2 protein-coding genes are annotated in these 1,564 nt (G+C 58.2%); both read left to right on the top strand.

Annotated elements, in window-relative coordinates; translation table 11 throughout:
* A partial coding sequence (locus AD948_RS00205; RefSeq protein ID WP_169797360.1) for a bile acid:sodium symporter family protein occupies positions 1 to 639 on the top strand: 639 nt, incomplete at its 5' end.
* 3 nt (positions 640 to 642) lie between these two features.
* A partial coding sequence (locus AD948_RS00200) for a pyridoxal phosphate-dependent decarboxylase family protein (protein WP_248845855.1) occupies positions 643 to 1,564 on the top strand: 922 nt, incomplete at its 3' end.

The raw sequence follows: 1,564 nt of genomic DNA, 5'->3' as shown, positions 1-1,564 counted from the left end.
GGCGGGGGGAACGTGCCCGCCGCTGTGTGTGCGGCGACGGCATCCAATGTTTTTGGTATTTTCATTACGCCGTTTCTGGTCGGGTTGGTGCTGGCGCGCCATGGTGGGCAGTCCGGTGGCGTGATGGATATTGTCTTCCAGCTTCTGCTTCCGTTTGTGCTGGGGCAGATTCTTCAGCCGTGGATTGGCGCATGGGCGCACCGCAACAAGAAGTTGCTATCGATGACGGATCGCGGATCGATCCTGATTGTGGTTTACACAGCGTTCAGTGATGCCGTGATTCAGGGGCTGTGGCACCGTCTGCCGCTAAGCGAACTCGGTCTGATAGCCGTGGTGGACTTTCTGTTGCTGGTGTGTGTGCTGGTCATCACGGCTTTTGGCAGCCGGATGGTGGGTATGCCTTTGCGGGACGAGATTGCCGTGGTGTTCTGCGGGTCCAAGAAAACGTTGGCTTCAGGGGTGCCTATGGCCAACGTGCTCTTTCCGCCAGCTTCGGTCGGGCTCGTTGTGTTGCCGCTCATGATCTATCATCAGATCCAGTTGTTTGTCTGTGCTGTGCTGGCACGTAAATTTGCGGTCATGATGAAGAAGCACGAGGCAGAAAAAGCGCTCCTGACACCAGCCGAAGTAGGAGAGTGAACCATGGCTGGGCTTGATCCGGAAAACTGGGAAGAGCTGCGTGCCCTGGGTCACCGCATGCTGGATGACATGCTGGATAACGTGAAGGCCGTGGCTGCAGGCCCAGTGTGGCAACCTATGCCCGAAAGTGTCAGGCAGGGATTTCATGATGCGCCTTTGCCGCAGTCAGGCGCTCCTGTTGACCAGCTTTACCATCAGTTTACCCAGCAGGTTCTGCCTTATGCGGTTGGTAACCGGCATCCGCGTTTTATGGGGTGGGTGCACGGCGGTGGCACCCCTCAGGGCATGTTGGCCGAGATGCTGGCCGCGGGGCTTAACGCCAATCTAGGCGGACGTGACCATGCTCCGGTTGAAGTGGAACGGATGGTCATTCGCTGGACAGCCAGCATGCTTGGTTTTCCGGAAACAGCGACCGGCGTACTGGTTACCGGATCTTCAATGGCGAATTTCATTGGTGTGATTACGGCCAGCCGCGGGGTGCCCGCAGGCGTGAAAATGCGGGCAGAGGGGATACAAAGCCGCAGGCTGGTGGGATATGCCGGGCAAACGGCCCACGGATGCATTGCCCGTGCTTTTGATCTGGCAGGGCTGGGAACCGATGCATTGCGGCGTGTGCCGATGGATGCGGCATTCCGTATGGATATGGACGTATTGCGCTCCATGATCGCGGAGGACAGGGCAGCCGGGTTTGAACCCTTTCTGGTGGTGGGAACTGCGGGAACAGTCGATACGGGCTCCATTGATCCATTGGCTGATCTGGCGGCTTTTGCGCGGGATGAGGGGCTCTGGTTCCACGTGGATGGCGCTTTTGGCGCTTTAGCGCGGCTTTCGGCTGAATATGCTCCAGCACTTGCCGGGATGGAGCAGGCCAACAGCATAGCGCTGGATTTTCATAAATGGGCGCAGACACCGTACGATGCCGGAT

The organism is Acetobacter senegalensis (assembly GCF_001580995.1).
In the GTDB taxonomy this organism is placed as follows: Bacteria; Pseudomonadota; Alphaproteobacteria; order Acetobacterales; family Acetobacteraceae; genus Acetobacter; species Acetobacter senegalensis.
The sequence above is the reverse complement of the archived record's forward strand: the minus strand, read 5'-3'. Positions and strand labels throughout refer to the sequence as shown.